The organism is Paraburkholderia sp. RHO2 (genome assembly GCF_050955445.1).
GTDB lineage: Bacteria > Actinomycetota > Actinomycetes > Mycobacteriales > Mycobacteriaceae > Prescottella > Prescottella agglutinans_A.
The window spans coordinates 4,968,167-4,994,878 of record NZ_CP162617.1; the positions used below are offsets into that span (position 1 = coordinate 4,968,167).

The following is a 26,712-nucleotide window of genomic DNA, read 5'->3' on the forward strand; positions in this document are numbered from 1 at the left end:
ATGCCACGCGCAAGGACGACGGGACGTGCGAGCGCGGCCAGGCGACACCAGATCGGCCCTGCCCCGCCCCAGAGTCAGACCATAGTTCACAGTCTCACGGGGTGACATGGCGGAAGGACAACGACGGCAGCGCCGACCACGTAGCGCGAAGACCCTGGTCCTGACGCTCTCATGGCTGACGTGCATCGCAGTCGTAGTGTTCGTTCCCGGCACCTTCGCGCTGATGGCTGGTTTCAACATCGCCGCGGCAGCGGCGATCACCGGTTTCACGCTCGTGTGCGTACTGGTGGCCGCACTGCTGCTCAACCTGCGGTGAAACACAGTGACCTCGATCCCGGAACCGCACCGGCACCCGCACGCGGTGGACATCCAGCTCGGAAGACGCCGGCGCTCACGCCGATTGGCTCCGCGTCCTTGGACCCATCATGTTCTCCAAGTCTGTAGTAATCGATGCAGCGCAGGGCAGTTCCGCGATCTCGTCGCGCGCACGCCGGGCCCTGGCCGGTGCTGATCGGGCAGCGGGCAGCGGTCGGGATGGTCCGGGAATCCCCTTGCCGCAGGAACACTTTTGTCCGGTCAGTCAGACGAAGCGGTGGCTCGATGTGGACGACAGCTAACGTGGGGACACGTTTTCGTCCGGTCGCCGATCAAGGAGTTCCGACATGTCCCTGCCGATTCCCTCGATACGGCGCACCGGTGTCGTTCTCGCTCTTGCCGGTGCGACGGTTGCGCTCGGCTCGGCCCCCGCCGGTGCCGAGCCCGCCACCCCGTCGATTCCTCGCGGCTACCCCCAAATCGTCGACGACGTGCTCGGTCCACAGGACCCCGGCTTCTGGAACCCCGAAGTGCCGGGAACCCGCGTTCTGACTCCGGTCGAGCCTGGGGTGAGGGTGTATTGCGCAAGCGGCTTCGAGCCGACGCCCGGGTGCTCGACACTCGACATGCGAGATTGGTCCTCGCCGCAGCGGGACCTCGTGTTCGTCGACGTTCCCATGATTGGAAGGCCGCCACTGCGCGTGTGGATGGACGTCCTCCCCCGCTTGGACGAAGGCTCCCTGGGGCAACTGGCGGAACGCCTCCTCCCTCGTTGACACCAGGCCGACATGCGGCGGCATCTAGCTGATCGACACGAGAGCGGGGAAAATGCGGGTAGCGATGCGGTGCGTCCCTTTCGCCATCCTTCTCGCCGCCGTCACCGTGCTCGTCTACTTCAGCTGGGAGCCGGCCGCGCCGAGGCCTGCCGAAATCATCTGGCGCTCGGCACTACCGAGTTGCGGCGACGCGGCGCCTCGCCCGGGGACGGAGCCACAGGAGCCACTCACCCCGTCGGTGATCGACTGCCTGTCGGACGGTCGACAGCGTGGCGGCGGCGAGTTCGCGCTCACCCTCCATACGATCGAGGGCGACCCCATCGTGTACTACCTGCGTGTCGCGGCCGGCACGAATGAGGTCGAGGTGTTGGTCGACTCGTCGCAGGACCGGTTCGGGAGTGGCCCGGGCTGGGGCAGGGTCACCTGCACGATCGTCGAACTCTCGCCGGACCTGCTCCGCGACTGTATGGCCGGCTAGGGAGTCGTTCCAGATCCGGCCCGTCACTCGCGATCCCGCGGTTGGGTCCCCGCGCTCGCGGTACGAGCGCGGGGACCTCCAAGTCCGGTGCGTGAACGACGATCTCACTCGTCGTCGACGGTGATTCTCCCCTCCACCGCGGCACGGGCGATGGAGTCGCGCATGGCGGTGCAACTTCGCGAGCGCGCGGCGGGATCGGCCGACTCACCACCGAGTTCCTGACACGCGGCGCGTGCCTCGGCCGTCCACTGGACCGTGGTGTGCTGCCAACTGTTCTTGGTGACCAGCACCCGGCACCCGCACCGGTCGCACTCGACGGGATCCACGACTACGCCTGTTCCGCGCCGGCCCGGCGGGCGAGGTTGTCGGCGACTTCCTGCTTCCACGCCTCGACGGGCTTGGTGGTGTCGAGTTCGAACTCGAAGCGGTCCACCATGTCCGGGGTGATGTCGGCGACGTCGACGTAGAACTGCTCGTACCAGCGGCGGAGCTGGTAGACGGGGCCGTCCTCGTTGGTCAGCAGCGGGTTCTCGATGCGGGTCTTGTTCTTCCAGATCTCGATGTCCTGCTCGAATCCGACGCCGATGTATCCGATCATCGCGTCGACGAGCTGGTCGGCGATCTCGGCGGGCACCTGCTCGGTCTTCTTCACCGAGATGCCGTACATGAGCACGAACTTGTCCGGAGAGATCGGGTAGTGGCAGTTGATGAGAACGGACTCCACGTCGTACTTGTCGTAGTGGTAGACGAGGTCGTCGATCATGAACGACGGCCCGTGGTACGCGGCGACGGACGTGTTGCCGACCAGTCTCGGCACGTCCGGGTCGGTCCACTCGGTGACGTCCTCGCGCCCGACGCCCTTCTGCTCCTGGATCGCGACGTGCCCCTCGAAGACGTTCTTGAAGTATGTGGGGAACGAGTAGTGCACGTAGAAGAAGTGCGCCATGTCCACGACGTTGTCGACGATCTCGCGGCAGTTGGTGTCGATGACCAGCGACTTCCACTGCCAGTCGGTCCATTCGGCGTCACCGGTCCGCATCGCGGGGATCGCGACCTCCGGCGGCGGCGGGTTGCCCTCCGGGTCGTTCCACACGAACAGCAGCTCGTCGCGCTCCATGGTGGTCCACGCGCGGGTCTTCGCGAGCGGGGGCACGCGGCGGGCGTACGGGATGTCGGTGCACTTGCCGTTGCCGCCCCAGCGCCAGTCGTGGAACGGACACGCGATCGAGTCACCCTTGACCTCGCCCTGGCTCAGGTCGCCGCCCATGTGCCGGCAGTACGCGTCGAGGACGTTGAGCTTGTTCTGGCTGTCGGCGAACACGACGAGCTTGGTGCCGAACGCCTCGACGGAGTGCGGCTTGCCGTCCTTGAAGTCGGCGACGAGGCCGAGGCAGTGCCAGCCGCGGGCGAAGCGAGCCGGGGGTGTGCCGGCCTCGATGACGCGGATCTCGTCGGTGTCGGCATCCACGGAGGTCATGGTCAGTCCTTTCGTTCCACGGGGCACGCGTACGGGCTGTGCAGTGCTCCGCTCGGATCTCCAATCTCCTGTCGGGTGCGCCTGCGTTCCAGGCCTTCTCCCGTTGACCGGTCACTCGTTCAGCGGGCCGGTCAGCTCGACACCACCTCCACCAGGTCCGGCGCCACGACGTCGGTGAGCCGGTCCCACGGAACCGTCACCACGATCAGCCCGATGGCGTGCGGACCCACCTGGTAGTCGGTGAAGTGGATCTCCATCCCGGCCGGGGTGGCCACCCAGTTCGCGAAGTTCTCCCGCTTCGGCTCGATTCCCTCGCGCTGGAAGTCGGGGCCGGCGACCGTCGCGGGCAGCAGGCGCGCGGACTCCTGCGAGAGCCGGTCCAGGCCGGCCTGCAGATCCGGGAACAGCGCGTCGAGGGTGATCGGTTGCGCATCGTCGGCATCGATCACCACCGTCGCCACAAGCGGTGTCGGGTGCGCGCCCGGCGGATCGGCGTTCCACGACGTCACCAGCAGTCCGCTGAGCACCCGGGATCCGATGTGCACGACCGCCGACTCGTCCCGGGATTCGAGGGTGAACCGCTCCCCGGACCACCCGTCGATCTGGTCCTGCAGCGCCGCCCGCATCGACTCGTCGAACTCGCCCGCGACGGCCGGATCCCCGCCCTCGACCTGCGGCACCAGCACGTCGTAGCGGACCCGGCCGTTGTCCCCCGCGATCCGCACGGCCGTCGCGGTGTACCCGGCCTCGACCTCGGAGAGCGGAACGGCGCTCGGCGGAACCGACACCGTCGCCGGGGCGGCCGACACCGGCGCCTCCCCCGTTCCCGGCTGGCCGTCTGTCGTGTCCGAACAGCCCGCCACGGCGACCAGCATCCCGGCCGTGAACGTCGTGATCGCTATCCGGAGGATCGGAGTGTTCGCCATCGCCCCATCATCGCCCGCGACGCCGGTGGCATCAGGGCAACGCCGGGACGAGGGTCCGCTCGTTCCTCACGCACACGTCGGCGAGGTGAGTCCCGCCATGCTGACGATCCCGCAGGCGTTGTCCTTCGAGAGCTTCCACACCCCGTCCTCGGCGACGAAGTTGACGATGCTCTCCGGGACCGGCTGGCCGTCGAGCGTCATGACCACGGTCGCGGCCACCCTGCCGTCACCGAGGTCGGTCACGTCCGTCACCTGAGCGGACGCCTTGTTCGCCTTCGCCGCCGCGACCACCTGGTCGATCAGCTGAGGATCCGCCTCCGCGCCCTGGACGAGAGTGACCTTGTCGGCGGCCGGGACGGTCTCGTCGAACGCCCGCAGCAGGCTCGCGTTCAGTTCCGCGGTTGTCGGTGCCGGGATGGGCGGCTGCGACGGCGCAGTCGTGGTGGACGTGCTCGGCGGGCGCGTCGGCAACTCCTCACCTTCGCCGTCGGAGCACGCTGCGGTGGCGAATACAGCACCGCACATCACCGCCATCGCCGCCATCCGCCGATTCCGCTTCGCCCCACCACGCGTCGAGAACATGCCACTCCCCCATCGTTCGTTCGTCCATTCGATCGGGGCACGGTATCCCGGCACAAGCCCCGAATGCGGCGATCCAGGAGCACTCTCACAATCCCCACACGATTCGCTCGCGTCAGCCGGTCTCTGGACAGATGCCGCAACCCGGACGGCCCGTCCGACGAGCGGGGATATCCTGGCATCGGGTCACCGTTGGCCCTCGGCCGAGCCGGGGCGGAGAAGGGAGTCCCCCGTGGCAATCGACTTCACTTTCACCGAAGCCCAGAGCGCCCTGCAAGCAGCCACTCGGGAACAAGCACGCCGGATCCTGGACAATGTGGCCGAGCGGACCCGCCACCTGCCGACGCCCGGAGAACGGTTCCGGGCCACCCGCCCGGCCTACGAGCAACTGGTCGCGGAAGGCCTCCTCCGCAAGCTCATTCCCGCCGCGGTGGGTGGCGAGGGCAACGGGCTGGTCGACGCGGCGATCATCGCTGAGGAGCTCTACGCCGGCGACGCCAGCGTCGCGCTCACCGCGCTCGGTTCGCTCCTCGGACTGCTGCCGATCGCCCTCGCCGGCAATCCCGAGCACACCCGAAAAACCTTGCCGCTCTTCCTTTCCGGCGAAGGAGCCCCGCTGGCAGCCCTGTGCCACAGCGAACCGGGCGGAAGCGCCAACTTCGATGCTCCCGCACCGGCGGAAGGGGTGCGCACCACGGCCCGTCTCGATGGTGACGAATGGGTGATCAACGGCGAGAAGCGCTGGGTCTCGAGCGCCACCGGATGGGACGGCAACGGCGCGGACGTCCTGACCGTCGTCTGCCGGACCGACGAGGATCCCGCCACCCCGGCGGACCGGGCCCTGTCGGTGCTGCTGGTACCCGGTGGCGCCGACGGGTTCGTCGACCACGGGGCGATCGACATGATCGGCCACCGGGCGCACCTCGCCCCCACCTTCGCCTTCGACGACGTCCGGGTACCCGTCGGCAACGTCGTCGGTGCCGTCGGCGTCGGCAAGGCACTCGTCGAAGGCAGCTTCGCCGCCAGCGCTGCGCTGGTCGGAATCTTCGGGGTCGGACTCATGCGCCACGCTTTCGGGTACGCGCTCGACTTCGCACGGCGCGAACACCGCGCCGGCCCGCACCCCATCGTCGACTACCAAGCGGTCGGCTATGCACTCGCCGACGCCAAGACCGCGATCGAGGCCGCGCGCTGGCTCAGCTACCGTGCCTGCCACGCCCTCGACGCCCTCGAACCCGCGGCCCTGGAACTGGCCGTGCAAGCGAAGATCTTCGGCTCGGAAACTGCCGTCACCGTCGTCACCGACCTGATGCGTGTCGTGGGCATCGAAAGCTACGACACCGACAACCCCCTCGGCCGACTCCTGCAGGACGCCCTCGCCCTGCCCATCTTCGACGGCGGAAATCTCGGAGTCCGCCGCCGCCAACTCCACCAGCTCCTCCGCGCCCCCGAGTACGACCCCCTCGCCACCATCACGACGACATGACCGCCCCGGCGCTCCACCTGAAATCCGCACGGGGCCGGTGGGTCGTGGCGGCGACCGTCCTCGGCTCGTCCCTGGCGATGCTCGACGGCACCGTCGTCAATGTGGCGCTGCCCCGCATCGGCGACGACCTGGGCGCCGAGGTCGCGGGACTGCAGTGGGTGCTCAGCGGTTACACGCTCACCCTCGCGTCACTGATCCTGCTCGGCGGCGCTCTCGGCGACCGCCTGGGACGACGACGCGTATTCGTCTGGGGAACAGTGTGGTTCGCGACAGCGTCCGGCCTCTGCGCGCTCGCTCCCGACGTGGCCACCCTCGTGGGGGCTCGCCTGCTGCAGGGCGTGGGGGCAGCGCTGCTGACACCGGGGAGCCTGGCGATCATCTCCGCGTCGTTCGACGACGACGATCAGGGGGCGGCGATCGGCCTGTGGTCCGGGCTGGGCGGGGTGGCGGCCGCCGTCGGTCCGCTGCTCGGCGGCTGGCTCGTCGAGGTCGCCGGCTGGCGCTCGGTGTTCCTGATCAACCTGCCCCTCGCCGCCGCGGTGGTGTGGGTGTCGGCCCGGCACGTGCCCGAGACCCGGGATCCGCATCCACCCGAGCGGCTCGACTTCCCCGGGTCGGTGCTCGCGGCCGTCGCGTTGGGTGCACTGACGTACGGCCTGATCGAGCAGGAGGTGTGGGCGGTCGTGGCCGGCGTCGCGGCCATGGCCGCGTTCGTCGTCGTCGAGCGACGCTCGCGGTACGCGCTGGTACCGAGCTCCCTGTTCGCGTCGCGGGTGTTCGTGGCCGCCAACCTGGTGACGCTCGCGGTGTACGCGGCCCTCGGCGGCGTGTTCTTCCTGCTGCTGCTGCAACTGCAGATCGTGTCCGGCTACTCGCCGCTGGCCGCGGGGCTCGCATCGCTGCCGATCACGATCCTGATGCTGCTGCTGTCGTCGCGGGCGGGACGCTGGGCTCAGGTCCACGGGCCGCGGATACCGATGACCGTCGGTCCGCTGCTCGCCGCCGGCGGACTGCTCCTGATGCTGCGGATCGGCCCCGACGCGTCCTATCCGACGCAGGTCCTGCCCGCCGTCCTGGTGTTCGGGCTCGGACTGTCCGCGCTGGTCGCGCCGCTGACCACCGCCGTACTCGGGTCCGTGTCCTCGGACCAGGCCGGGATCGCGTCGGGCGTCAACAACGCGGTGGCGCGGACCAGCCAGCTGCTCGCGGTCGCCGCGTTGCCCGCACTGGCCGGGATCGGCGCCGACGCCCTGTCGGACCCCACGGCATTCGCCTCCGGTTTCCGGATCGCGATGCTCATCTGCGCGGGTCTGCTGATTGTCGGTGCGCTGATCTCCGCAATGATGATTCCCAGGCACGCCGTGGCCGAGGCCCCCGCGGAGGTGCCGGTGGGCGAGAACGTCGCGTGCCAACCGCACTGCGACGTCACCGCGCCCGCCGTCCAACCCCCGGCACACTGACGCGGACTCAGCCGGCGACGGCCGGCCACGCCGGAGGCGTGCTCCACGGGTACGCCGCCTCGATCTGCGACGAGACCCGGATCAGCAGATCCTCGCGTCCGTGCGCGGCAACCAGCTGGGCACCGAGCGGCATGCCGGTCGAATCCTCGCCCAGCGGAAGCGAAATGGCGGGCTGGCCACCACTGTTGAACGGACCCGTCAACGCACCGTAGACGCCGGCGTGCTTCCACATGGCCTCGAGATCCATCGCGTCGAGCAGGCCCAGCGGCGGTGTCGGACTGCCCAGCGTGGGCGTGAGCAGCAGGTCGTACTCAGTGAAGAACCGGCCGATCGCCCGCGCAGTCAGCTCGAGGGCCGAGTAGGCCGAGGACAGGTCGGCGACGGACTGCGACTTGCAGCGCTCGTACTGCACCCTGACCATTGTCTCGAGGTCGTCGTCGCGAAGGTCGCGTCCGAGTTCGGCGAGGCGCTGGTCGATCTCCACCGTCATCGGCGCGGCCATCAGGTATTGCATCGCCGCCGCGAGCGCCTCCGGGTGGAACGTCGGTGCGGCGGTTTCGACGGTGTGACCGAGCTTCTCGAGCATCACCCCGACGTTCGATGCGACCGTCGCGCAGTCCGGATGCACCGGTTCGCCGTTCGGCATGATGGTGGTGATGCCGATGCGCAGCGTGCCGGGGTCGGCACCCACCTCCTCGACGTACGGACGCGCGGGCGGTGCGATGCCGAACGGTGCGCCCACCGCGGGACCGGACGTGAGATCCAGCAGCAGCGCGGTGTCCCGGACACTGCGGGTCACCGCGTGTTCCACCGACAGCGGTCCGGCGAGCGGCGCACCCGACGGCATCCGGCCCCGGGACGGCTTGAGACCGACGAGGCCGTTCGCGGAGGCCGGGATTCGGATCGAACCGCCCCCGTCGCTCGCGTGTGCGGCGGGCGTGATCCCCACCGCCACCGCCGCGGCCGAGCCACCCGACGACCCGCCCACACCGTGTGTGAGGCGGCGCGGGTTGCGCGTCGGCCCGAACAGGACCGGCTCGGTGCTCGCGTTCTGGCCGAACTCGGGGGTGTTGGTCTTGCCGATGATCACGAGGCCGGCCCGCCGGTAGCGGGAGACCAGTTCGGTGTCCCGCTCGGCGACGCGGCCCGCGAACATGCGTGAACCGTTCGTGGTCGGCATCCCCGCGACATCGGCGTGCAGATCCTTGATCAGGAACGGGATTCCGCGCAGCGGACCGTCCGGCAGGCCCGCGTCGACCTCGGTGAGTGCCGCGTCCGCACGGTCGGCAATCACCGCATTGACGGCCGGGTTGCGTTCCTCGAGCCGGTGCAGCGCAAACTCCACCACCTCGCGCGCCGACACATCGCCGCGCGCGATGGATGCCGCGAGTCCGGTCATGTCCTGTTCGTCGAACAAACTCTCCATCGACTTCCTATCCCTCCCACCCGACCGCGTTTTGCGCACTTATCGCTCCCCCCGGCACCGGATTTCCAGCGACAAGTGCGCAAAACGCGGGGATGTGTGTCAGACGTTGTGGCATGCCACGTAGTGGTTGTCGTCGATCTCCCGCAGCAGCGGTTCGTCTTCCGTGCAGCGGTCGGTCGCGAGTGGGCAGCGGGTGCGGAATCGGCACCCGGACGGCGGATCGAGCGGGGACGGGAGGTCGCCCTCGATCTGCGGCGTCGCCTCGGTCTCGCCGCGATGCACATCGGGGTCGGGGATCGAGGCCAGCAGCAGCCGTGAATAGGGGTGTCGTGCCTCGTGTTCCATGTCGCGGCTGGGGGCGATCTCGCAGACCTTGCCCAGGTACATGACCATCACCCGGTCGCTGATGTTCTTGACGACGGCCATGTTGTGGGCGATGAAGATCATCGTGAGTTCGAACTCGGCCTTGGTCTGCTCGAGCAGGTTGAGGATCTGGGCCTGGACCGACACGTCCAGGCTGGACACCGGTTCGTCGCAGATGAGGACCTTCGGTTCGAGCATCATGGCGCGGGCGATGCACACGCGCTGGCACTGACCGCCGGACAACTCACCGGGCAGCCGCTCCCACACCATCTCGGGGTCGAGACCGACCGCCTGGAGGAGTTCACGCGCGCGAGTTTCGAGGCCTTCGGTGCCCCGCTGACCCCACATCCGCGGTCCCTCGGTCACCAGGTGCTTGACCTTGCGGCGCGGGTTCAGTGACGAGATCGGGTCCTGCATGATCATCTGCATCTGCGCCCGGATCTTGCGCAGCGCAGACGCACTGAGCGTCGTCAATTCGACGCCGTCGATTTCCACGCTGCCGGACTTCGGCGGCGGCAGCTGCAGCACCGCCCGGCCGGCGGTGGACTTGCCGCAGCCGGATTCGCCGACGATCCCGAGCGTCTCACCCGGCATCAGGTCGAAGCTGATATTCGACACCGCGTGCACCGTCTGACCCCGCCCCGCCGGGAACTCGACGACGAGGTTCCGGGCCGTGAGCACGGGCCCCTCGTCTGGGCGCAGGTGCGCGACTCCACTTCCGGCCATCAGATGCTCTCCACTTCCAATTCGCGATCGTTTGTGCCCGCGGCGGCCGGCATGCCGAGGTCGGCGACTCCGGCGCCGCCGCGCGGGAAGTGACACGCCACCTCGTGCGGATGCCGGGCTCCGACGGTGTCCGGGTCGGCCGTCAGGACCGGCGCGGTCTCCCGGCACTGGGGCTGCGCGTATGTGCACCGGGACGCGAACGCGCACCCCTGGGGCGGTGTCGTCATGTCGGGCAGACCACCGTCGATGGATTCGAGTCGGGTGTGCGGCTGCTGCTCGAGCCGGGGGACCGCGGCGAGCAGCGCCTCGGTGTAGGGGTGTCGGGGGCTCGTGAAGAGCTGCCGGGTCGGTGCGGTCTCGACGATCCGCCCCGCATACATCACCGCGACCCGATCGGTCTGTCCGGCAACGACTCCGAGATCGTGGCTGACGAGGATGCCGGCCATGCCCAGCTCGGTGCGCAGCGACTCGAGCAGCTCGAGGATCTGCTTCTGCACCGTGACGTCGAGGGCGGTGGTCGGCTCGTCCGCGATGGTCAGTTTCGGGTCGCAGGCCAGTGCCATCGCGATCACCACACGTTGACGCATGCCGCCCGACAGCTCGTGCGGGTACTGGTCGATCCGGCGCGTCGGCTCCGGGATCCGGACCTTGCGCAACAGCTCGATCGCGCGCTCGCGGGCCTGGGTCTTGTCCAAACCCAGATGCGCGCGCAGCGATTCGGTGATGTGGGTGCCGATCCGCTTGAACGGGTTGAGCGCCGACATCGGGTCCTGGAACACCATCGCGATGTCCTTACCCCACATCTGCTGCTGCTCCTTGCGGGTCAGCGCCTGCATGTCGCGGCCCATGAACCGCACCCGGCCGGTGACCGTCGCGCCGCCGCCGCTGGATACCAGTCCCATGATGGTCTGTCCCAGAACGGATTTCCCGGATCCGGATTCGCCGACCAGGCCGAGGGTCTCGCCGGCGTCGAGCGACAGCGTGACCTGCTCGACCGCCCGGAGTTGCCCCCGCTTGGTGCGGAACCGGGTGGACACCCCGTCCACCGTCAACAGTGGTTCGTTGCTGCTCACAGCTCCACCTCCCGGGTGCCACCGGTGCGTTTCTGGGCCTTCTCGCCGACCATGTTGAACGAGAACACCGTCAGGAACAGGAACAGGCCGGGCACCAGCACGATGTACGGGTGCTGGGCGAAGACGTTGCCCTGACCCTCGGAGATCATGTTGCCCCACGTCGGTGACGGCTGCTGGATGCCGAGCCCGAGGAAGCTCAGCGACGCCTCCGCGACGATCATCACCGAGATCATCACCATGCCCAGCGACGCGAGCGGCAGCGCGACGTTGGGCGCGATCTCCCGCAGCATCACCCGCCACCTGGTGGCGCCCATAGCCCTTGCGGCAAGGACGAATTCACGTTGGGAGAACACCAGTGTGTTCGCCCTGGCGATGCGGACCATGGACGGTATCGCCAGGATGGCGAGCGCGAGCGAGATATTGCGCAGGTTCGGTTCGAGCACCGAGGCCAGCGCGATCAGCAGGATCAGTGCGGGCACCGCCAGCAGTGAATTGGTGAGCACGCCGATGATCCGGTCGATCTTGCCGCCGAAGTATCCGGCCAGGATGCCGATCGCACCGCCGACGATCATGCCGATCAGCACCGCCGCGACCGCGACGATCAGCGATGAGCGGGCGCCGTAGATGGAGCGCGCGAGCATGTCGAGACCGAAGTTGTTGGTGCCCAAAGGATGCGACGAGAACAGACTCGGCTCGGCGTAACTCTTCGCACTCAGAGTCTTGGTGGTGTCCTGGTGCTCGGCCAGCGGCAGCAGCGGCGCCAGCACCGCCGCCGTGATCAGCACCACCAGCCACCCGCAGGACAGGATGAACGTCAGATCGAAATCCGACCCGAAGCGGGCCAACCCCAACCGGCGCACGCCCATGTACAGCGCGACGAGGCCGATCAGGAAGACCACCACCCGCGCCCCCATGACCAGCATGGGAGCCAAGCCGACACCGGCCGCGATCACACCCACGACGGTGAGGACCGTCCCGGCGCGGTACAGGTTTCGCCGCTCCGCCGCATCCGACGGGTCGACAATGGTCTCCGGATCCGACTCGTCGAGCACCCGGCCCGTGATGGCCGGCATCTCGATGTCGTCGGTAGTCGTCTCAGACATGGGCCCGCCTGCTCCTGGGGTCGAGGTATCCGTAGGAAATGTCGATGACACCGTTGGCGACGACGTAGATGACCGCGATCACCAACACCGCGCCCTGCACCATCGGCATGTCACCCTGCTGCGCCGCGCGCACGATCAGCGATCCCATGCCCGGCAGCGAGAACAGCGTCTCGACGATGACGGTGCTGCCGATCATCGAGCCGAGCACGATGCCGAGCATCGTGATCAACGAGAACGACGACGGCCGCAGCGCGTCGCTCAGCAGCAGCCGGGCGTTCGACATGCCCTTCGCCTTCGCCACCAGAATGAAGTTCTCGCGCAGCGTCGTCACCAGGTCGCTGCGCAGGATGCGGATGAACATCGCCATCTCCAGCAGGCTGATCGCGATCGCCGGCAGAATCGCGTGATACAGGTTCTGCGACAGGCTGTCCGAGATCCGAACCCACTGCGACCGCGGGAACCACCCCAGGTAGTTGACCATCACCATGATCAGCAGCAGACCCGACAGGAAACTCGGGATCGACAGCACAGCGAACGTGCCCGCACCGATCGCCCGGTCGATCCACCCACCCTGGTGCCGGGCCGAGTACAAGGCCAGCGGCACCGCAACGGCGATCGCGATGAACAGACCCATCACCGCCAGCTGGAGACTGACCGGGAGCGCAGCGCTGATGCTGTCGGTCACCGGCCCCTGCGGCGGGACCATCGAATTGCCGAGATCGCCCTGCAGCGCCCCCGACAGCCAGTTCCAGTACCGCGTCGGGAACGGATCGTCGAGCCCCATCTCCGCACGCACCCGCGCATAGTCCTCGGGCGCATGCCCCTCACCGAGAATCGCGACCGACGGATCACCCGGAATGAACGATACGAGGGCGAACGTGCCGAGACTGACGATGAAGAGCACCACGACCAGTTCGATCACCTTGTCGATCACTGTTCGCGCCATCGCATCATCGCCTCCTTCCTGTGTTCATGGGGTGTCCGAGTTCCGACTGTTGCCCCGGAGCCGATGTCAGGACGCGGAATCCGGAGCGAGCCAGGCATTTCCGAAGAGCATGATCCCGTCCGCGCTGGGAGTGATGCCGTGCGCATTCGCGCTCCACGGGATGAAGTACTTGCCGGCGCTGACGACGACCACCGGGTTCGTCTCGTTGACGAGGGTCTGGACGTCCTCGAGGACCTGGCGGCGGGCGTCGTCGTTCGGGGCGGTCTGCAGCTTGCCGAGCAGCGCGTCCATCTCGGGGTTCTTGTAGCCGAGGACGTTCGATGTCGACTCGCTGTAGAAGTTGCCGTACATGCGCACGAACGGGGACTCCTCGAGGATGTTGAAGCCCGCGTATCCGATGTCGTAGTCGTGCTGCACGTACATCGTCTTGACCAGATCGTTGATGCTCGTGGTGTAGACGATGTCGACGGTGAACCCGACTGCCTGCAGCATCGACTGGAACGTGAGCGCGCTCTGCTGGGTCGCGGGATCGTTCAGGCCGACGTACGTGAGCTTGCCGTCGTAGCCGTCGGCCTTGGCCTCGGCGAGGTACTTCTTCGCGGCCTCCGGGTCGTAGCCCGTACCGGCGACGTCACCGTGCCACTGCGACCACGACTGGAACATGTCGCTGCTGGGCATGCCGAAGCCGCCCTCGACGCGCTGGTTGAAGGTCTCCGGGTTGAACGCCGCCACGATCGCCTTGCGCACGCGCTCGTCGGACGCCGCCCGGCCCTCACGCTGGTTGATGTTGCCGACCCCGCCCATGCTCGTGGTGTAGACGTAACCGACGTCGCCGGCCTCGAGCGCGTTGTGCACCACTTCGGCATTACGCAGGTACGCGGCCTGGATACCACCGGTGTGCAGGGCGTCGAGCTTGGCCTGCTCGCTCACGATCGCCGGGAACCGCAGCTTGTCCAGGTGCGGCTTCCCGTTCCAGTACCCGGGGTTCGCGGCGAGCACCAGTTCGTCCTGCGACGCGAACTTCTCGACCGTGAACGGGCCGGCGCCCACCGCGGTGAACTTGCCACTCGCCATCGACGACGGTGCCACGATCATTCCCGGGCCGGTGGTGAACAGGATCGGGAACTCGTTCCACGGCTGCTTCAGCGTGAAGACCACCGTCGCCGCGTCGGGTGCCTGGACATCGGCCACCGACGCCTTCCACACCTGCGTGTGGGTGCCCTTCTTCTCCAGGTAGTGGTTGATGCTCCACTGGACCGCAGCCGCGTCGACCGGGGTGCCGTCGCTGAACTTCACACCGTCACGCAGCTTCAGCGTCCAGACGGTGTTGTCGCCGTTCGCCGTCAGCGACTGCGCCAACTGCGGCTGGTACTGCTTCGTTTCGGGGTCGTAGCGCATCAGCAGGTCGTAGATCGAGGCCATCTCGCTGCCACCGGTCGCACCGCCGTCCTGGCGGTCCGCCGGATCCAGGCTGCTCACACCGTTGTACGTCGCGTACGACAGCGTCCCGCCCGACGTCGGATCACCACCGTCGGACTGCTCACCGACCAGCCCCGTCGTGACATCGGAGGCATCGGTGGCCGAACCCGAACCGCCCGCGCACCCGGCCACCAACACAGTTGCGGCGGTCAACGCGGTGAAGAGCGTTCCGATACGGGCAAGTGACGATCGCTTCATGCGCACCTTCCTTCGTGAGATCCGTCGAGTGCCGAGCCGGGGGCCCGGTCGGCCGCGTATACGACGCGGCCGCCGACGACGGTCGCGAGTACCTCGATGTCCTTGATCGCCGGCGGATCACACGTGACCGGGTCGACCCCGAGAAAGCTCGTGACCCCGACGGATGCCATTCGTGCCAGTGCACGACGCAGCGAGTCGTCGAGTTCTCCGGCTGCGGGCATCGTCTCGCTGGGATCGACCACCAAGCGCATGGCCGGGATCGCACGGAACTCCCCGGTCGGGTCCCCCGCAGCGTCGCGGACGATCACGCCGCCTTCGGGATCCATTGTGTTGCGGTCGATTCCCTTGGAATGCATGACGATGGATTTGGCGTACACGCCGTGCCCGGACAGGGGCCGCACTACGACAGGGCGGCCCGCGAGGGACCCGATCACCGCATCCGATCCCACTGCGACGAATCGTCCGTCATCGACTGCGAAGGCGGTTGCGAGACCGCCGGACGCCATGGCCCGCACGACGCCGCCAGGGTAGATCCGGTCGGGAGGCTGCCCGTCCGGAAGCGGATCGGCTGTCGAACGGTCGCCCACGCGCCCCTCCTGAGATGTGCGTCACACGGTGATTCGAAGAGGTTAGCTCACAATAGAATTCATGTCAGTGTTCGAGGCGAAAGTACTGCCCAGTAGCTTTTCGACCGGGCCGGCGAGCTTGCAGGAAGGCCAGATCGGAGCAATCGACGACCCGACCGAGGTGGCGACGCGATACCGGCCGGCCGGGTGCGTGTGCACCCCCACCGCCTCCCAGGACGTCACTCGAACTGAAGTGCCTATGGACGACAATCAGTGTTGCACTGCCACTTTCGGCACCGAGTGCATCAGCGGTCGTGGATGGGACGACATCCGCCGGTGAGGCGGCTCGGCCTTCAGAACAACTCACTCCAGCAGACCGGTGCGTCCAACGATCCGCGCAGCTCACACGCACCCGACACGCGGTACCACTCGCCGTCGACGGGAACACCGAGACCCCCAGCCAGATCGGCGTCTGCTGCAACGACATCGCTCGCGGGATCTCGAATCCTCCTGCGCTGCACAAACGCCAGCATCTCGGCTCGGCCGGTGACGAAAGCCAGCGCCTGCCGCACCGTACCCCGAGCCAGCGAGCGGCTCTCGCACAGATCGAGCTCGGTGGGCAGCCTGTCCCCGATCCGGAACTCGCCCGCCTTGATCCGTGCGATCAGTTCCTGAGCGAGGATCACGTGCTGCGGATCCGTCACCGCCCAGGGGCTGTCCGCACATCTCCGGAGACGGGTAACGCGCGCCCTTCCTGTACATCGAAAGATCGCGCCGGTCGTCGTCGCCGCACGTGTCCGCCCGATAGAGTTGGCGACCTGCGAAAACGCGACTGGGAACTTTGTCTGTACAAACCTGCGTCCCGACAATCTAGGACGCATTTCTCATTTCCACAAGCATTTCGTGCGGATCGAGCCGGTCAACCGTTCGACAGTCCGAGCCCTCCGACTCGGGGCCGACCCCCACCTTCGGTCCCCGGCCGAATATCTCTGCGACAGTGTGGAATCACTGAACCGTCCGGGTCCTTGTGGACAGCAGTCGGGCCGGTTAGAGTCCGATTCTGCAACGGACCGAATGGCGGTGAGCGCCGGGCCGTCAGCACTCGGCGACCGGGCGCTCGGCCCTGCCGGGGCCCGAGAAATCAACTCGATCAGGCAGACGCGCAATTCAGCCCGTACCGACAGCGCGGGCGCCAACCCCGAACCGTGGAGGTTGCTTCATGAGTAAGTATTCGAGCAGGGTCGGCCGGATGCTGGCGATGGTCGCAGTCGGTGCCCTCGCTCTCGCCGGCTGCGCCGACGCCGAAGGTGACAGCCAGGACGGCTCGTCCGGCCCGACGACGACGGCGTACGGCATCCTGGGCGGCCAGGGCGACGGCGGTACGCCGGTGTCCGGCGGCACGCTGAGCTTCGCGTCGTACGCGCCGGTGACCAGTCTCGACCCGGCGGTGACGCAGCCGGCCGGCGCGACCGGCGGCACCGAGATGGCGGCGGTGTACGACGTGCTGATCCGCTACGACACCGGGTCGCAGAGCTTCCAGCCGCAGCTGGCGAAGTCGTTCGAGGAGAGCGCCGATCACCTGACCTGGACCTTGAAACTCCGGGACGGCGTGACGTTCAGCGACGGCTCGGCGCTCGACGCGGACGCCGTGGTAGCGAGCATCAATCGGTACAACCAGCGGCGCGGCGCGAATTCTCAGGTGTACACCCAGATGGTGCAGAGCACGGTGGCGCAGGATCCGTCGACGATCGTCTTCACGCTGAAGCAGCCGTGGCGCACGTTCCCCGCGATGCTGGCCTACGGGCACGGCATGATCGTTGCGCCGGCGTCCCAGCAGGGCGACAAGTTCACCCCGATCGGGGCCGGACCGTTCACGGTCGTCAGCCTGCAGCCGCAGCAGGAACTCCAGCTCAAGGCCCGCCCGGACTACTGGGGTGGCGCACCGAACCTCGACGGTCTGAAGTTCGTCGCCATCGCCGGTGAGCAGCCCAAGATCGACGCCCTGAAGACCGACGGCGTCGACATGATCTATCTCCGCAACGCCCAGACGGTGAACGCCGCCAAGGCCGAGTACCCCGGCTACATCGAAACCGTGAGCATGTCGATGGTCGGCCAGCTCAACGAAGCACCTGGGCGTCCGGCGGCGGATCCGCGTGTGCGCCAGGCGATCGCCTACGCAGTCGATCCCGAGGTCCTGAACCAGCGGGTGCGCGGCGGCGAGGGCATGCCGGGTACCGACATGTTCCAGCCCTGGTCGGAATGGTTCGGCGACACCACCGGGATCACCCCGGACGCCGCGAAGGCCAAGGAGCTGGTCGAGCAGGCCAAGGCCGACGGCTTCAACGGCAAGATCACCTACGTCGGCGTCAACGACCCGGATGCACAGCAGTTGGCCCTCGCCGTCCAGGCCCAGATGAACGCCGTCGGCTTCGACGTCTCGCTGGAGACCACCAGCAGCATCACGGACATGGTCAAGCGGCTCTACATCGATCGCAACTACGACATGAGCTACAGCGCCTACAGCATCTCGGACGTCGCGCCCGAGATCCGGTTGTTCAGCTCGCTGTCCAGCACGTCGACGAACAACATCCTGAGCTACAAGAGCCTGCAGATGGACGAGCTGCTCGGCAAGGTGCTCTCGGCCCCGGACGACACCGCCAAGCGCGCCGCGATCGTCGACATCCAGAAGCTGGTGAACAACGACCAGCCCTTCCTGTCGTGGGGCGCCGGTGTCAACTACGTCGCGTGGTCGGACAACGTGTACCGAGCCAACCCGACCGTCGACGGAATCATTCTGTTCGACAAGGCATTCAAGAAGAACTGATCCCACCTGCGCACGAAGGAAGTCCCCGTCACTCGACAGTGACGGGGACTTCCCCATTCGGGACAGCTCAGGCCGTCCTGGCCGGAGCGGGCCGCGCTCCCCGAACCAGACGGCCGGGCAGGGCGCCCGTGTGCTCGCCGTTCTCGAAGACCACCTCACCGGCCACGACGGTCGCGACGTATCCGGTGGCGGTGTCGGCGGTGTGCCGCTTCCCAGCTACTCGACGGGGAATCGGCCGTCGCCCTGACGATCCCGACCCCAGAGCGTCAGGAGCGCGGTGGGGAAGCTGGCGTCACAGATGGCTCCGCAGTGCGCCCCGCCGTACCGCAACCTGTGCGCGCAGATCTCGGCCGACGGCGACCGCGGCTTCACCACGACGTCCGAACTCGCCTGACGTCCGTCCGGCGCGGTGGTTACATGGACCAGAGCACGCCATCCGTGACGATCGATCGTTGGGAGCAGCGCCGTGACCACCTCGCAGAACACACCGGACATCAAGCCGCGCAGTCGAGACGTCACGGACGGGCTCGAAAAGACCGCCGCCCGCGGGATGCTGCGGGCGGTCGGCATGGGCGACGACGACTGGGACAAACCGCAGATCGGCATCGGGTCGTCGTGGAACGAGATCACCCCGTGCAATCTGTCCCTCGACCGGCTGGCGGGCGCGTGCAAGGACGGGGTGTTCGCGGCCGGCGGGTATCCGCTCGAGTTCGGCACCATCTCCGTCTCCGACGGCATCTCGATGGGGCACGAGGGCATGCACTTCTCGCTCGTGTCCCGGGAGGTGATCGCCGACAGCGTCGAGACGGTGATGCAGGCCGAACGGCTCGACGGTTCGGTCCTGTTGGCCGGGTGCGACAAGTCGCTGCCCGGGATGCTCATGGCGGCCGCTCGCCTGAACCTCGCGAGCGTGTTCCTCTACGCCGGGTCGATTCTGCCCGGCATCGCGAAGCTGTCCGACGGCACCGAGAAGGAAGTCACGATCATCGACGCGTTCGAGGCCGTCGGCGCGTGCTCGCGCGGACTGATGAGCCGCGACGACGTCGAGGCGATCGAACGGGCCATCTGCCCCGGGGAGGGCGCGTGCGGTGGCATGTACACCGCGAACACGATGGCGTGCGCGGCGGAGGCGCTGGGAATGTCGCTGCCCGGCAGCGCCGCTCCCCCCGCCACCGACCGCCGGCGGGACGGCTACGCCCGGCGCAGCGGTCACGCCGTCGTGGAGCTGCTGCGCCGCGGGATCACCACCGCCGACATCCTCACCAAGGAGGCGTTCGAGAACGCGATCGCGGTCGTCATGGCGTTCGGCGGCTCCACCAACGCGGTGCTCCACCTGCTCGCGATCGCGCACGAGGCCGAGGTGCCGCTCACGCTCGACGACTTCGCCCGCGTCGGTGCCCGCGTCCCCCACCTGGCGGACGTCAAACCGTTCGGCCGGCACGTCATGATCGACGTCGACCGCATCGGCGGCGTGCCGGTGATCATGAAGGCGCTGCTCGACGCCGGCCTGCTGCACGGCGACTGCCTCACCGTCACCGGCCGCACCCTCGCCGAGAACCTCGCCGAGATCGCACCACCCGACCCGGACGGGAAGGTGCTGCGGGCACTGACGTCCCCGATCCACCCGACCGGGGGCATCACGATCCTGAAGGGGTCACTCGCACCCGACGGTGCAGTGGTCAAGTCCGCGGGGTTCGATTCGTCCGTGTTCGAGGGCACCGCACGGGTCTTCGATCGCGAACGCGCCGCGATGGACGCCCTCGAGGACGGCACCATCACGGCAGGCGACGTCGTCGTGATCCGCTACGAGGGCCCCAAGGGCGGACCGGGCATGCGGGAGATGCTGGCGATCACCGCCGCGATCAAGGGCGCCGGACTCGGCAAGGACGTGCTGCTGTTGACCGACGGGCGGTTCTCCGGCGGCACCACCGGCCTGTGCGTCGGGCATGTCGCGCCGGAGGCGGTGGACGCCGGGCCCATCGCGTTCGTGCGCGACGGCGACCGGATCCGGCTCGACGTCGCGCACGGCGTCCTCGATCTGGTGGTCGACGAGAAGGAGCTCGCCACCCGCCGCAGCGGATGGGAGCCCCTGCCTCCGCGCTACACGCGCGGCGTCCTGGCCAAGTACACCAAGCTCGTCGGGTCCGCCTCCGTCGGCGCCGTGTGCGGCTGAGCCGCCGACGCCCCGGAGGCCGGATCAGATCGGTCGGTAGCCGGCCCCCACCCCGCCGGTCGCATTGATGTCGTTGATGATCGAGACCATGTTCGTGCCGAGCTCCGGCCCGAGGCACGCCACCCCGAGATAGGCGTTGACCATGGCGACCAGCGTGGTTCCGACGACGACCGGGGATCCCGAGTCGCCCTCGATGACGCACATCTGCGTCCACGTCTCCTGCGACTGGAGCACGTCCCCATAGACGACGCCGCACGTGTGTCCGGTGGTGCGGCCCTGCTTGCAGGCGACCGCCGGGAACTGTGCGGGGCTCCCGATGCCGGTGATCGTGACTTCCCCGATCGTGTTGACCGGCGTGACCTTCGCAGGATCGAACTCGATGACCGCGTAGTCGTAGTCCCGGTTGGACACCGCGAACTGCCCCACGACACCCGCGTCGGGCATGGCCTCGGGGACGACCGTCGAGCCGACCTGACCGCAATGCCCAGCGGTGATGCCGACGAGTCGTCCGGCGTTGTCGTGCCCGATTGTGGTCAGCGTGCACTCGTACATGTTGTCGATCACGATCCCGGACCCGCCACCGAGGACCGCCTTCGGCGGCGCGGCGGTGGCGGTACCTATTCCGAGGGTGGCGGCGATGACCGCCAGTGCCGCGAAGATCAAGGAAAGTCGCTTGAGCATGTCGCCCTCCGGTTGGCGCTGTGAATGTGCCATTCGGTCGATCACCGCCCACATGCCTGCGCAACGCACTGCCTGCACTCCTCGAGGCTCATGCCTTCGAGGCGGCGGGACACTCTATCGGCAACCTTCCCACCCGGAAGTCAGCCCTCGGGCTGCCTTGACCCGATCGTCACCTAATCGCCGACTAGGACGTCGCGCCCAGCGCTTCGAGCGTCCGGCGCGCGTCCTCGAGTTCCTTCGACAATGCGGCAATTCGCTGTTCCGCGGCCTCCCGAGCAGCGGAAATGACCGATTGGACCGCCTCGACGGCACCGGGCTCCCCGAGTTCACGCATCGCGCGATCGACCGCGTCCGGGGTGACGGGAACGGCCTTGCTCGGACGCTTGGCGCCGTGCGCGACGGTGACCGTCCACTCGTTTTCCGGGCCGGCATGGATCGTGACGCTCACCCCGCCCTGAGGCTTCTTCGCACGACGCGGCGACGACGCCGGCGCCGACGGGGTGGGCGCCGAGGCCGCGGTCGGTGCCGGAGCGGCGGCGGGCTTGGGCGCGGCCGGCAGCTTGGACGCGACCGGCGCCGGTGTCGGGGTGGGTGCCGGCGCGGACGAAACGGTCCGCGGTGTGGGAGCGGGTGCAGGCGCGGACTTGCGCGGCGCCGGCGTCGACGCGGCGGACCGGGCGGGCTTGGCCGGCTCGGGCGCCTTGCGCGTCATGCGCAGTTCCTCGGCTTCGAACGGCAACTCGTCGTTGACCCCCTTGGGGCGAATGACGACCGTATTCCCTTCCACCGAAACGACTTTCGCCGAACAACCCGCCTCGATCCCGAGACTGGGCGTGGCCTCGCGCAGATACACGGTGGCGCGCTTACCCTCGGCCACGGCCGCAGCCAGCGTTTCGAGGTTCTCCGTGGTGAGGTGATCCGGCACACCGGAGCGGCTGCGGGGCGGCATGATGAAGTTCCTCCTGAATACCTACAGAAAATTCTTGTACCGGCTACTTTTCCACAGCCCTCCGACAGCCGTCGCGGGCCATGAGGTGGTACAAACATCCTCGAGAACAGACCTACCGGTTCCTCTCGGGCGGTCGATTCGGAATGGGGCCTCGCGATCGATGTCGCGCCTGGCGACATCTCGCCGCGGCCACCGCGCGGCGGGCCGGCAGCGTCGGCGAGGACACCACCCACCGGACCGTCGCCGTGGGATTCGCCGACATGGTCGGCTATACGAGCCTCACCCGGCGGATCCGCGTCGACGAGGTGATGTTCGCGGCCGAGCACGCCGCGGACGCCGCACGCATCGCCCTCGCGCTGCAGGAGGCCACCCGCACGGACCCGGGCCTGGTGGTGAACATCGCCGCCCGCTCCGGGTCCGCGGCTACAACCGACTGTGCGCGTTCGCGCTGCGGCCCGGCCCCGGGACGGACGCCTGAGCGAATCAACTGCCGTTCGGCAGGCTGCCCTGGGGAATCTGGTATCCGCTGCTGCCGGCCGAACCGGAACCGACCACATTGAGAATCCAGTTGAGTGCATTCGTGATCATCGTGCGCCCCTCCCTCGTGACAACGCTCGCTCCCCGACTCAGGCCACCGTACCGTCGGTCTCCACCGCTGTCCGGTCTTCGATCGCCTCGGCGCCGCCCCGCGCGCGGTCCGCGGATCGCGCTGCCAGGAAGTCGTCGACGATCCGCACGCACGCGTCCGGACCGAGCGGCGCCAGGGTCGCCAACCGGGTGAAGACGAGCGGCCCCACCAGTTGCGCCAGCGCGAGGTCGTAGTCGAATTCGCCGAGCAGGGCCCGCGCTTCGTCCGTGCCGAGGACGCGGTCGAACGCCGCCCGATACTGCACGACGACGTGTTCCCGCAGCGATCTGAGCTCGGGCCGGTCGCGGCCGCCGCGGTCGCCGGACTCGAGATCCGACGCGCTCGAGTAGTTGTCGAGCGCGGGTCCCATCCCCAACCAGCACAGCGCGGTGACGTGCATCGGCGCGTCCTCGATCATCCGAGCCTGGACGGTGAGCAGCTCGATCAGCTGTCCGCGCAGGTCACCGGAGACGGGCACCTCGGGGGCCGGTGACACGAGCTTCCCGAACGCCGCGGCCACCAACTCGGTGCCACTGTCGAAATGCCGATACAGCGTTGCGCGAGCCACCTTCGCGAGCTTGGTGACGGCGTCGATGGTGACCGCCTCGGTGCCGCCCTTCGCGAGCAGGGTCGTCGCGGCGTCGAGCAACCGCGCCCGCGACCGTGCCTTCCGGGGGTCCTGCTCGGCGGCCGCCTCGTGCCTGCCATCGGTAACCATCCGTCACCACCTCTTGTGGAACCGTCAGTTCACCTACGATACTGGCAGTCTTGTTTCCCACGGGGAGGCCCGCATGGCTGGAGAGCGCACCGGAAACACCGACCGGTTGACCTGGGGCCAGATCTGGACACTCACCGTATCGTGCGCCGCGGTCGCGCTGGTCGTGGCCGCGATGGCCGCGCTCAACACCGCGCTCGCCGACATCGCCCGCGACACCGGCGCCACCCAGTCGCAGCTGACGTGGATCGTCGACGGCTACACGCTGGCCCTCGCGTGCCTGCTGCTGCCGTCCGGCGCGCTCGGGGACCGCTACGGCCGGCGCGGGGTGCTCGTGTTCGGCCTGCTGGTCTTCGGGCTCGCCGCGGCATCACCGATCGTCCTCGACACACCGACGTGGATCATCGCCGCGCGCGCCGTCGCGGGGGTCGGCGCCGCGTTCGTCATGCCGGCGACGCTGTCGATCCTCACCGCGAGTTTCCCCGCTGCACAGCGCGCCAAGGCCGTCGGCATCTGGTCGGGTGTGGCCGGCTCGGGCGGCATCGCCGGGCTGATCGGGTCCGGGTTGCTGCTGGAGAAGTGGTCGTGGCACGCGATCTTCATCGGCCTGGCAATGGCGTCGGCCGTGCTCCTCGCGCTGGCCTTCACCATCCCGTCCTCGCGCGACGACCACTCCCATCCCTTCGACGCCCGCGGCGCGGTGCTGAGCGCCGGATCCATCGGCCTGTTCGTGCTCGGCATCATCGAAGCCCCGCAACGCGGTTGGCTCGACCCGTGGGTGCTGGCCGCGATCGTCGGCGGTGTGGCCGCCGGGGCGGTGTTCGCGGTCGTCGAGACCCGCACCGAGCATCCGCTGCTGGACGTCCGGCTCTTCGGTAACCGATCCTTCGGTGTCGGCGCGGCGTCGCTGACGCTCCAGTTCCTCGCGACGTTCGGTCTGTTCTTCCTCATCGTCCAGCACCTGCAGCTCGTGTTGGGCTACTCGCCGCTGCAGTCCGCACTGGCGCTCGCACCGATCGCCGTGGTGGTCCTCGCGCTGTCGATGGCGGCGCCGTGGCTGATTCCGCTGTTCGGGCTGCGGGTTCTCACCTTCGTCGGACTCGCGGTGCTGGGGGTGTCGCTCGCGCTGCTCGGCCAACTCGACGCCGACAGCTCCTACCGCGACGTCGCCGTGCCCCTGGTCATCGCCGCCGTCGGGCTCGGACTGTGCACCGCCCCGGCCACCACCGCGATCGTCCAGAACACCCCGACCGCCAAGCAGGGAGTCGCGTCCGCGGTCAACGACGCCACCCGGGAGATCGGCGCCGCGATCGGCGTCGCCCTCGCCGGCAGCGTGCTCGCCGCCGGCTACGGGCGGCACATCCAACCCGCGGTCGACGCCGTTCCCGAACCGGCCAAGCAGCCCGTCGGCGACTCCCTCGCCGCGGCCCTCGAGGTGTCGGAACTGGCCGGGCCGCAGGGACAGCAGCTCGCCGAGTTCGCCAAGGAATCCTTCCTCCAGGGCATGCAGGAGGCCTCGACGGTGCTCGCCGGCGTCATGCTCGTCACCGCCGTCGTCCTGGGCGTCTGGGCACCCGGTGGTCGCGGCATCGCGTCGCTCACCGAGGCGCCCGACACCGAGGAACTCGCCGACGTCGACTGAGCCGGCCGGTTGCCCTCGGTCACGGCGGTTCCCGCCCCCTTACAGGGAGGCCAGGACGTCCAGCCGCTTCACCTTGCCGGTCGCGTTGCGCGGCAGTTCCCCAGTCCGGAACGCCCATCTGGTCGGCACCTTGTACCGCGCGATGCGTTCGGTCGCGAACGCCCGCAGGTCCTCGGCGGTGAGCTCCTCGCCCTCCGCGACCACGACGACGGCGCACACCTCTTCGCCGAGGTCCGCGTGCTCGACGCCGAGCACTATGCACTCGCGCACCGCGGGGTGTTCGGTCAGGACGTTCTCCACCTCGACGGGATAGACGTTCTCCCCGCCACGGAGTATGAGATCGGAACGGCGACTGCTGATCCGCAGGTAGTCGTCCTCCATGGTGCCCAGATCACCGGTCCGCAGCCAGCCCGAGTCGTCGATCGCCGCCGCGGTCGCTTCGGCGTTGTTCCAGTACCCGAGCATCACCAGTGGGCCACGGACGCAGATCTCGCCCTCGACACCGTCGGGCACGCGATTGCCGTGCTCGTCCCGGATCTCGACACTCATGGTCGGCACTGCCGTTCCGACCGTGTCCGGACGCTCGATCAGGTCCGCCGCGGTGGCAATGGTTGCCGCCGAGGATGATTCGGTGAGTCCGTAGGTGGTGCCGAGGGACCGGCCGGCCACCGGCAGCGTCGTGCGTAGCCGCTCCTTGAGCGCGGCCGACGACGGTGCCGAGCTGACCGAGATCGTCTGCAGCGACGACAGGTCGTAACCCGAGAGGTCCCCGTGTTCGACGAGCCGGCTCACCATGGTGGGGACGGCGCCCCAGTTCGTGACGCGCTCGCGTTCGATCAGCCGCAGCACCCGGCCGATGTCGAATCGGCCGGTGACGATGACCGCGGTGTCACCGAACGCGAGGCGTGGAACGGCGAGATTGTGCAGGGCAGCGATGTGGAAGAGAGGCGTCGCCAACAGGAATCGCCGACCACTCGGCGCCCGGCCCAGTTCGGTCGCCACGGCATCGTTGAACCGGTGGAAGTCCACCGCGGCGACCATGTTCCGCTGCGAGTGCGTGGCGCCCTTGGGTCGGCCGGTGGTGCCACTGGTGAAGAGGATGACCGCGGGATCCTCCTCGGCCACGTCGGGGTCGGGCAACTCCGCGCCCGGGTGGGCCGTGGACAGCGTCGGGATGTCGTGCTCGACGGACAGGACCGGCACGGCCACCGCGCCGAGCAGATCCCGGCGCGGCGCGTCCGCCACGATCAGGTTCGGCTCGGAAAGCGCCACGCCGTACTCGATCTCGCGCGCCGACCACAGCGAGTTCATGCCGACCGTGACGGCACCGAGCGCCGTGGCCGCCCAGAACGTCATGATCCACTCGGCGTTGTTGGCGGAGAGGATCGCGACCCGGTCGCCCTTGCCGATGCCGTATCGGGTGCGCATCTCGTGGCTCAGCGATGCGACGCGGTCGAAGTGCTCGGCGAAGCTCAGCCGCAGGTCGTCGCACACCAGGTACTCGGCGTCGCCGTACCGGACCGATTCGACCAGAATCCGGTGGAGCGACCGGTACCGGTTGCGGAACACCTGCATCGGCGCACCGCGCACCGGTTCCTCGACGATCTCGAACGCGGCACCCGGTGCCGTCAGTCGCGCAACCGCTTCCGCGCGCGGGTCCTGCACACGGGAAAGATCGGGCATCTCTATGTCTTTCGTGAGGATGATCGGACACCGCCGAGGG

Annotated in this window: 25 protein-coding genes; 9 read left to right on the top strand and 16 right to left on the bottom strand. The window is 68.4% G+C overall.

Features of this window, described 5'->3' with window-relative positions; genetic code table 11:
* The first annotated feature begins 106 nt into the window (after positions 1–106).
* The 3 genes from ABTV10_RS23065 (at position 107) to ABTV10_RS23075 (ending at position 1,569) form a co-directional block, all read left to right on the top strand.
* Positions 107–316: a hypothetical protein gene (locus tag ABTV10_RS23065; RefSeq protein WP_433607933.1), complete on the top strand. Its 210-nt coding sequence runs from the start codon at positions 107–109 to the stop codon at positions 314–316.
* Positions 317–662: 346 nt separating this feature from the next.
* A complete protein-coding gene (locus ABTV10_RS23070; protein ID WP_499030804.1) occupies positions 663–1,091 on the top strand; it encodes a hypothetical protein in 429 nt (142 codons plus the stop codon).
* Positions 1,092–1,155: 64 nt separating this feature from the next.
* On the top strand, positions 1,156–1,569 hold the full coding sequence (locus tag ABTV10_RS23075) for a hypothetical protein (protein WP_433607937.1): 414 nt from the start codon (positions 1,156–1,158) through the stop codon (positions 1,567–1,569).
* Between the two features lie 104 nt (positions 1,570–1,673).
* Here ABTV10_RS23075 and ABTV10_RS23080 read toward each other — a convergent pair whose 3' ends face one another.
* The 4 genes from ABTV10_RS23080 to ABTV10_RS23095 all read right to left on the bottom strand — a co-directional run bounded on the left by ABTV10_RS23080 (position 1,674) and on the right by ABTV10_RS23095 (position 4,554).
* On the bottom strand, positions 1,674–1,895 hold the full coding sequence (locus ABTV10_RS23080) for a hypothetical protein (protein WP_499030808.1): 222 nt from the start codon (positions 1,893–1,895) through the stop codon (positions 1,674–1,676).
* Between the two features lie 2 nt (positions 1,896–1,897).
* On the bottom strand, positions 1,898–3,046 hold the full coding sequence (locus tag ABTV10_RS23085; protein ID WP_499030810.1) for a 3-ketosteroid-9-alpha-monooxygenase, oxygenase component: 1,149 nt from the start codon (positions 3,044–3,046) through the stop codon (positions 1,898–1,900).
* Positions 3,047–3,177: 131 nt separating this feature from the next.
* Complete coding sequence (locus tag ABTV10_RS23090; RefSeq protein WP_499030812.1) at positions 3,178–3,972, bottom strand: RsiV family protein; 795 nt, start codon at positions 3,970–3,972, stop codon at positions 3,178–3,180.
* 66 nt (positions 3,973–4,038) lie between these two features.
* Complete coding sequence (locus ABTV10_RS23095) at positions 4,039–4,554, bottom strand: WKL family lipoprotein (RefSeq protein ID WP_433607945.1); 516 nt, start codon at positions 4,552–4,554, stop codon at positions 4,039–4,041.
* A 229-nt stretch (positions 4,555–4,783) separates the two neighbouring features.
* Here ABTV10_RS23095 and ABTV10_RS23100 point away from each other — a divergent pair, with 229 nt between their 5' ends.
* Together ABTV10_RS23100 and ABTV10_RS23105 are read left to right on the top strand one after the other, a co-directional pair.
* Positions 4,784–6,037, top strand: a complete 1,254-nt coding sequence (locus ABTV10_RS23100) for an acyl-CoA dehydrogenase family protein (RefSeq protein WP_499030816.1) — start codon at positions 4,784–4,786, stop codon at positions 6,035–6,037.
* Complete coding sequence (locus tag ABTV10_RS23105; protein WP_499030819.1) at positions 6,034–7,497, top strand: MFS transporter; 1,464 nt, start codon at positions 6,034–6,036, stop codon at positions 7,495–7,497. Before ABTV10_RS23100 ends, ABTV10_RS23105 begins: the two co-directional genes overlap by 4 nt.
* 7 nt (positions 7,498–7,504) lie before the next feature.
* Here the strand turns inward: ABTV10_RS23105 and ABTV10_RS23110 are convergent, their stop codons facing one another.
* The 8 genes from ABTV10_RS23110 to ABTV10_RS23145 all read right to left on the bottom strand — a co-directional run bounded on the left by ABTV10_RS23110 (position 7,505) and on the right by ABTV10_RS23145 (position 16,081).
* Positions 7,505–8,923, bottom strand: a complete 1,419-nt coding sequence (locus ABTV10_RS23110; protein ID WP_499030822.1) for an amidase — start codon at positions 8,921–8,923, stop codon at positions 7,505–7,507.
* Between the two features lie 99 nt (positions 8,924–9,022).
* A complete protein-coding gene (locus ABTV10_RS23115) occupies positions 9,023–10,012 on the bottom strand; it encodes an ABC transporter ATP-binding protein (protein ID WP_499030824.1) in 990 nt (329 codons plus the stop codon).
* Positions 10,012–11,085, bottom strand: coding sequence for an ABC transporter ATP-binding protein (locus ABTV10_RS23120; protein WP_433607955.1), 1,074 nt, complete (start codon positions 11,083–11,085; stop codon positions 10,012–10,014). Before ABTV10_RS23120 ends, ABTV10_RS23115 begins: the two co-directional genes overlap by 1 nt.
* Positions 11,082–12,188 carry an ABC transporter permease gene (locus ABTV10_RS23125; protein WP_433607957.1) on the bottom strand — a complete coding sequence of 369 codons (1,107 nt, stop codon included), beginning with the start codon at positions 12,186–12,188 and terminating at the stop codon, positions 11,082–11,084. Before ABTV10_RS23125 ends, ABTV10_RS23120 begins: the two co-directional genes overlap by 4 nt.
* On the bottom strand, positions 12,181–13,134 hold the full coding sequence (locus ABTV10_RS23130; RefSeq protein ID WP_499030829.1) for an ABC transporter permease: 954 nt from the start codon (positions 13,132–13,134) through the stop codon (positions 12,181–12,183). The genes ABTV10_RS23125 and ABTV10_RS23130 overlap by 8 nt, the downstream gene beginning before the upstream one ends.
* Positions 13,135–13,200: 66 nt before the next feature.
* Positions 13,201–14,811: an ABC transporter substrate-binding protein gene (locus ABTV10_RS23135; protein ID WP_499030832.1), complete on the bottom strand. Its 1,611-nt coding sequence runs from the start codon at positions 14,809–14,811 to the stop codon at positions 13,201–13,203.
* Complete coding sequence (locus ABTV10_RS23140; protein ID WP_499030834.1) at positions 14,808–15,398, bottom strand: amidohydrolase family protein; 591 nt, start codon at positions 15,396–15,398, stop codon at positions 14,808–14,810. Before ABTV10_RS23140 ends, ABTV10_RS23135 begins: the two co-directional genes overlap by 4 nt.
* Positions 15,399–15,730: 332 nt before the next feature.
* Entirely contained in the window at positions 15,731–16,081 is a 351-nt protein-coding gene (locus ABTV10_RS23145) for a GntR family transcriptional regulator (protein WP_499030837.1), read from the bottom strand.
* A 515-nt stretch (positions 16,082–16,596) separates the two neighbouring features.
* Between ABTV10_RS23145 and ABTV10_RS23150 the strand changes: the two genes are divergently transcribed.
* Together ABTV10_RS23150 and ilvD are read left to right on the top strand one after the other, a co-directional pair.
* Positions 16,597–18,201 carry an ABC transporter substrate-binding protein gene (locus tag ABTV10_RS23150; RefSeq protein WP_499030839.1) on the top strand — a complete coding sequence of 535 codons (1,605 nt, stop codon included), beginning with the start codon at positions 16,597–16,599 and terminating at the stop codon, positions 18,199–18,201.
* A gap of 466 nt (positions 18,202–18,667) precedes the next feature.
* Positions 18,668–20,374 (top strand): dihydroxy-acid dehydratase, encoded by a 1,707-nt coding sequence (ilvD, locus tag ABTV10_RS23155; RefSeq protein ID WP_433607969.1) that lies wholly within the window; start codon positions 18,668–18,670, stop codon positions 20,372–20,374.
* A 24-nt stretch (positions 20,375–20,398) separates the two neighbouring features.
* On the opposite strand, the gene ABTV10_RS23160 is transcribed toward ilvD, so the two are convergent.
* A complete protein-coding gene (locus ABTV10_RS23160) occupies positions 20,399–21,088 on the bottom strand; it encodes a S1 family peptidase (protein WP_499030842.1) in 690 nt (229 codons plus the stop codon).
* Positions 21,089–21,239: 151 nt separating this feature from the next.
* Complete coding sequence (locus ABTV10_RS23165; protein ID WP_499030844.1) at positions 21,240–22,004, bottom strand: DUF6319 family protein; 765 nt, start codon at positions 22,002–22,004, stop codon at positions 21,240–21,242.
* A gap of 143 nt (positions 22,005–22,147) precedes the next feature.
* Between ABTV10_RS23165 and ABTV10_RS23170 the strand changes: the two genes are divergently transcribed.
* Positions 22,148–22,564: a hypothetical protein gene (locus ABTV10_RS23170; RefSeq protein WP_499030846.1), complete on the top strand. Its 417-nt coding sequence runs from the start codon at positions 22,148–22,150 to the stop codon at positions 22,562–22,564.
* 66 nt (positions 22,565–22,630) lie between these two features.
* Here the strand turns inward: ABTV10_RS23170 and ABTV10_RS23175 are convergent, their stop codons facing one another.
* Positions 22,631–23,350: a TetR family transcriptional regulator gene (locus ABTV10_RS23175; protein ID WP_499030848.1), complete on the bottom strand. Its 720-nt coding sequence runs from the start codon at positions 23,348–23,350 to the stop codon at positions 22,631–22,633.
* A 73-nt stretch (positions 23,351–23,423) separates the two neighbouring features.
* Between ABTV10_RS23175 and ABTV10_RS23180 the strand changes: the two genes are divergently transcribed.
* Entirely contained in the window at positions 23,424–24,989 is a 1,566-nt protein-coding gene (locus ABTV10_RS23180) for an MFS transporter (protein WP_499030850.1), read from the top strand.
* Positions 24,990–25,028: 39 nt separating this feature from the next.
* Here the strand turns inward: ABTV10_RS23180 and casG are convergent, their stop codons facing one another.
* The gene (gene casG / locus ABTV10_RS23185) at positions 25,029–26,672 is read right to left on the bottom strand and encodes a steroid-24-oyl-CoA synthetase (protein ID WP_499030852.1); all 1,644 of its coding nucleotides are present in this window, start codon (positions 26,670–26,672) and stop codon (positions 25,029–25,031) included.
* Between the last annotated feature and the right edge of the window lie 40 nt (positions 26,673–26,712).